Below are 4634 nucleotides of genomic sequence, written 5' to 3' on the forward strand. Positions count from 1 at the left end.
AAAGAAAAAACAAGCCCGGGGTATACCACGACAAACTACCCCACATTGCCAGAGTCAACTAAAATCAGTATCTTTGAAAAGTCAAGACAACTCATTCTAGTATGACGACGAAAACGATGTCAACCGAAATCAGTTTCAGCAAAAAAATAAGTCAACCATTTTCAGGGAACGACAATGTACCAGCAACAAATGAAAAACCCTCCACAAATCCCGTCAGATTATGGAACAATTGAATGATTTTTTCGGCAAGTTGTTTGCCTACCTCCGGGAACATCCGCAATACGGGCTTCTCGTGGCAATCCTCCTTGTAATCCTGTATCTCATAGGGTTGATTTTTGACTGGAAATGGACGCTGCTGCCGAGCGGGAACAGCGACTTTACGCAAATGTGGATTGACCTGTTTGGCAGGAATGCCGTCCGGTTCGTGAAGGGTGTCCTCGCCGTCCTCCTGATTCTTACCTTAGTTTACCTGTACTACCATTATAAATAATTCGCCTATGTCTTCGTCTTCCACCTCCCACGGTTACTTTGAAAGCGTCAGCACCCAGTTGTCCCTGAGTGTGGGCTCCTCGTTTGAGGGTGTTGCCGGCAATTCCTCCGCCAACGCCTCACAGGGCATCTCTGCGGGCGTGAGCGCCGTGGATACGGGCATGAAGGCGGGCATGGCACTGGCGGAAGCCAGAAATGAACACGCTATAGTCAGTTTCCGCTACGACAACATGGGCCTTCCCGTGGAGGAGCGAAGTAATGAACATGTTATCAGGCGCACCTATGACAAGGCAGGACATATACTGAGGAACTATAATATACCTTCATCTTCACGAAATTTTTCCCGAAAATATGGAAGGAAACCACGTAAAAAAATCACGTAAAACAATTGGATACCGATAAAAATATGCAAATGGAATATTACATAATAAAGAATAAAAGAATGCCTTGGGGGGATTATGGCAACACTTTGTTTTCCGGACTTCTAAAGATCCTTAACAAAGATTACGAAGAATTGGATTTTCCTGAATTGCAAAGGACTGGTCCTTATATTCCAGAAATCTTTATAGCAAATTCTCGGAATCTTATTTTAAAAGATGACATAAAGAAGGGTATAGAGAAAGCTGAAATTTTAGGAATAAAGAAATTTAAGAAAGTTCTCAAAAAGAAAATAGTAGATATAGATTGGCATACATGGGATTTGGACGCTAAAGAGCCCAAGTATTATCCAGAATCAGGAGAACCAGAAAATTATATCTTGAAAAAGAAAAATGACTTTAGTCTTATTAATAGTACTCCTGAATTATGGGAACTTGATATGATTCAAGAACATACTATTTGTAAAGTATCGCAGCAGATAGACAATATCGGCTATACAGATATAGCCTTAATGGAGTCCCCTAAGTATGACATATTTAGTCCAAGGAATATGAACTTTATCATTATTTCGGAAAAACTTAAGCAACTTTTTGAAGATAGCCAAGTTACGACTTTGCAGTATATTAAGATTAAAATTATATATAAATGAAAGATGAATGGACAGCAAGTCCGAACGCTGGCGGTATATCTGGAATCAGAACGGAGGAGAGTTTCGTGCCCTTGGCTCTGTTCCAGGACGGCAAGGCATACTCCATCGTGACCGACCATCTGGGTACGCCCATGGAGGCGTACAACGAGCAGGGCGAGGAAGTATGGTACCGCAGGCTTGACATGAACGGGAAGGTCATCGAGGAGAGGTCGATGAACTATACTTCCTACAAGGACTACGTCAAGATACCGTTCCTTTTCCAAGGGCAATACTATGACGAGGAAGTCAAACTGGCATACAACAGGTTTAGATACTATGACCCGGAACTTGGAAGGTATATATCAGAAGATCCTGTAAGGCTACTAGGCGGAAGCAATCTGTATAGATATGTCGAAAATACTATTCTATGGTGTGACCCTCTAGGGCTAAGTTCTGCAAAACTTAATAAAGCATTAGGTGGTAGTAAAAAGGGAATGCAAGCCCATCATCTTATTCCTGAAAAGGTCTGGAGTCAGAATGAACAATTCCTAAATCAAATTGGACTCTCTGGTCAGTGTGATGTAAGTTCTAATGGGTTACATATGTACAATTCCAAAGAACTTGCAATAGCCAATGGGAAAGCGTATTATCATCGAGGAAGACATGATTCGTATAGTCATGCGATTAATCGTCGCATATCGGCAATAGAGAATCAGTATCATTCTGATTTACAAGCAGGAATACTGTCTCCTGAAGAAGCACGACAAGAAGCACGACAAGAGATTAGAAAATTGCAAAATAGACTCAGAAAAGTATTAGATAGAGATTCAAAGACAAATGAACCTCGAAGAGTTGGTTATAAGAAAATATAAACTCACATCATGGCAAACTTATATGTCTTATTTTATCCATTTAGCAGGATCCCCAGTAGTATTCCTAACTCTCAGCAATTAACGCTATCAGAGGAATATACCGAAAAATTACCTATACATATTAACTCAGGATGGTTGCATGAGTTTAAATGGTCTCCAAATCTTCCTGCCAACGAAGAGAATATCTTTCGGACAATGCCACAAGTCTTATATTTATTTATAAATACCAAACGCAAAGAACCTACATTTGATTATCTGTATATACAAGATGGTATTTGGGCTATTTCTGAATTCTTTTTGAAGTATTTAAGAGAAAATATAGGATCACAAATAGAAGCCGTCCCTCTGAAAGTATACAACAAGAACAGAGAAGAAGCACAACGTGTATACTATGCTATGAGAGTTCATGCATTTAATGATAAACTTTTTGATTTTCATGTAGAAAGCAAGAAAAGAACTGCAGGAATCAAGAACTATTATTTATATCCCGATATGGAGTTAAAAGAAACTAACGAGAAGCAAAACATTTATACACTTAGGGAGTTTAATTACAGAGAGGTACTTATTCTTAATTCGGTAGCGAAAAACTGGATAATAGAAAATCTGTATTCGCCACAAATATACAAATTATCAGATTTTCCATATGTTTTGAATAATCAATATGATAAGAAGGCTTTGAGCATTATCCCTCCCTTACCGTAAAAGGATAAATAGGAGATTGACAGATGCAAGCCAATAAAAAATTACCATACGGAAAAGGCTTATAAGTAGGCACTTTTCTCAGATATAGGAGTTTGTTGCATCCTAAGGTAAATAAGGCAAATGGTGGGACAGCAAGCAAAAACGATGGAAATACATTTGGAACCAAAACGGAACGCTGAAGGAGGTCAGACCTCCCGGAGGGGGAGATTTTGCCTTTGATGCCCTGTTCACCTATGACGCACTCGGAAGAAGACTGAGCAAGGATGCCATTGGCATCACCTGCTGGCTGTGGAACGGCAACGTGCCCCTGCACGAGTGGACACCAAGTCAGAGGCGCAATGAGCAGGGAGAGATAGAAGAAATCTATAAATCTTATCAAGATAACAAACCTGTAAATATTAAGAAATGTCTAAATCATTAATATTCTTTTTAATTACATTCATTTTTTTGCTTTTTGGGTGTACAAGAAATAATGTGTCGTCAGATCATCAAATGTTAGAGCATTTCAATCTCTACGAGTCTGAATTTGAGAGATTGAGAAAAATTTCTGTTAAGTACGATGGATTCCATTATCCTCCTTATGACGAAACAGATAGTACAGCCTATGTTATTTCATCTAAAGATAAAAAGGAATTGGACTCTTTAATCAAGAGACTGGATATTATTAGTATACAGTATGATGGGATATCAGAAGTATGCTTACTCTTTCATACATGGGGTGTTTCTATCAGCGGAGGGTACAAGGAGTATGTCTATACTCCAAATCTTGAGGATCATATAAAGAACTACGATAAAGAGGTTGCCTTAGATCCCAGCACTGAAATGTATATCGTAGAAAGAATTACGGAGGAAGATTTGGATCAAGTTGCTCAAAGATATTCTGCAAATATAGAGTTATATCGTCCTATAAAAAATGGTTGGTATATACATCTCAGTCGAGAGAATTGATTCTTGAGATGTATGCTATTCTTTTTATTAGGAGCATTTTACTCTCCAACGCTTGCCCCCAATATACGAAAAGATCCATATATTCAACCTGTAGATAATCTAAGAGTTGTCCTACCTATTCATTCTTTCCCACCATCAATTATCAAAAAACGTTTTAGCCCCAGACAAACTTTCATTGGTCCTGCATCAAAATCAAGGAGATAAGATTATGCTATTAAAAGAGATTGCATATTGGACATATTATTTTTTATCAAAAAATAAGAGTTACGGAAAATCTGCAGATACTCGTATAGACTCAGCCTTAATTGTTTCTGTCTTATTATTTGTAAATATACTTACTATAGTTTATATCGCAGAACAGCATATAGGATTAAATATATTACAACATCTACCCATAAAAAGCAGAAATGATTTACTTTCATGGGTATGGTCTGTCATAATAATCATGCCAATAGTAACATACATGTATAGATGCTATTTCAGGAAGTCAAGAATATCCCATCTTGTTGATGAATATCAGGAGAAAAGTCCTAAGCGTCTATTTTGGGGAAAAGTCTTTTTTGTTTTTTATTGTAGTTCAACATGGATAATATTTTTCTATACTGTAATATAATCTT

General features: G+C 37.9%; 6 protein-coding genes. All 6 read left to right on the forward strand.

Annotated features, from left to right (window positions below; genetic code table 11):
* The first annotated feature begins 220 nt into the window (after positions 1 to 220).
* The 6 genes from HMPREF0645_RS00660 (at position 221) to HMPREF0645_RS00685 (ending at position 4017) form a co-directional block, all read left to right on the forward strand.
* Positions 221 to 490 carry an immunity 17 family protein gene (locus HMPREF0645_RS00660; RefSeq protein WP_007172847.1) on the forward strand — a complete coding sequence of 90 codons (270 nt, stop codon included), beginning with the start codon at positions 221 to 223 and terminating at the stop codon, positions 488 to 490.
* Positions 491 to 497: 7 nt separating this feature from the next.
* The gene (locus HMPREF0645_RS00665) at positions 498 to 872 is read left to right on the forward strand and encodes a hypothetical protein (protein WP_044123102.1); all 375 of its coding nucleotides are present in this window, start codon (positions 498 to 500) and stop codon (positions 870 to 872) included.
* Positions 873 to 901: 29 nt separating this feature from the next.
* Positions 902 to 1516, forward strand: coding sequence for a hypothetical protein (locus tag HMPREF0645_RS00670; RefSeq protein ID WP_044123103.1), 615 nt, complete (start codon positions 902 to 904; stop codon positions 1514 to 1516).
* Positions 1513 to 2367 carry an RHS repeat-associated core domain-containing protein gene (locus HMPREF0645_RS14295; protein WP_007172850.1) on the forward strand — a complete coding sequence of 285 codons (855 nt, stop codon included), beginning with the start codon at positions 1513 to 1515 and terminating at the stop codon, positions 2365 to 2367. Before HMPREF0645_RS00670 ends, HMPREF0645_RS14295 begins: the two co-directional genes overlap by 4 nt.
* Positions 2368 to 2376: 9 nt before the next feature.
* Positions 2377 to 3069, forward strand: a complete 693-nt coding sequence (locus HMPREF0645_RS00680) for an Imm43 family immunity protein (protein WP_044123104.1) — start codon at positions 2377 to 2379, stop codon at positions 3067 to 3069.
* A 405-nt stretch (positions 3070 to 3474) separates the two neighbouring features.
* The gene (locus HMPREF0645_RS00685; RefSeq protein WP_245543977.1) at positions 3475 to 4017 is read left to right on the forward strand and encodes a DUF4948 family protein; all 543 of its coding nucleotides are present in this window, start codon (positions 3475 to 3477) and stop codon (positions 4015 to 4017) included.
* Positions 4018 to 4634: the final 617 nt, after the last annotated feature.

This window comes from Hallella bergensis DSM 17361 (assembly GCF_000160535.1).
Classification (GTDB): Bacteria; Bacteroidota; Bacteroidia; order Bacteroidales; family Bacteroidaceae; genus Prevotella; species Prevotella bergensis.

Bases quoted from the DNA above. Each gene is read 5' to 3' on its own strand.
- HMPREF0645_RS00660 (WP_007172847.1), top strand. From the start codon at position 221: ATGGAACAATTGAATGATTTTTTCGGCAAGTTGTTTGCCTACCTCCGG.
- HMPREF0645_RS00665 (WP_044123102.1), top strand. From the start codon at position 498: ATGTCTTCGTCTTCCACCTCCCACGGTTACTTTGAAAGCGTCAGCACC.
- HMPREF0645_RS00670 (WP_044123103.1), top strand. From the start codon at position 902: ATGGAATATTACATAATAAAGAATAAAAGAATGCCTTGGGGGGATTAT.
- HMPREF0645_RS14295 (WP_007172850.1), top strand. From the start codon at position 1,513: ATGAAAGATGAATGGACAGCAAGTCCGAACGCTGGCGGTATATCTGGA.
- HMPREF0645_RS00680 (WP_044123104.1), top strand. From the start codon at position 2,377: ATGGCAAACTTATATGTCTTATTTTATCCATTTAGCAGGATCCCCAGT.
- HMPREF0645_RS00685 (WP_245543977.1), top strand. From the start codon at position 3,475: ATGTCTAAATCATTAATATTCTTTTTAATTACATTCATTTTTTTGCTT.